General features: G+C 77.1%; 1 pseudogene. It reads right to left on the bottom strand.

What is annotated here, in order from left to right:
• Nucleotides 1-297 (bottom strand): annotated as a pseudogene (locus tag JHD62_RS22210) (transaldolase family protein); the annotation flags it as partial.

Below are 297 nucleotides of genomic sequence, written 5' to 3' on the forward strand. Positions count from 1 at the left end.
CAGCGTGCCCGCTTCGTCATGCGACAGGGCCGGGGACACTTCCAGGCTGACATAGCCGTCGTTGCCGGCGCTGCTGCGGTATTGTTCCTGCAGCAAGTCGCATGCGGCCTGGATGTCAGGCACCACCCTGTCTCTTATACACATCTGACGCTGCCGACGAACAGTAAGATGGGGGGGGGTGGGGGGGGGGGGGGGGGGGGGGGGGGGGGGGGGGGGGGGGGGGGGGGGGGGGGGGGGGGGGGGGGGGGGGGGGGGGGGGGGGGGGGGGGGGGGGGGGGGGGGGGGGGGGGGGGGGGG

The organism is Aquitalea sp. ASV11 (genome assembly GCF_016429185.1).
Classification (GTDB): domain Bacteria; phylum Pseudomonadota; class Gammaproteobacteria; order Burkholderiales; family Chromobacteriaceae; genus Aquitalea; species Aquitalea pelogenes.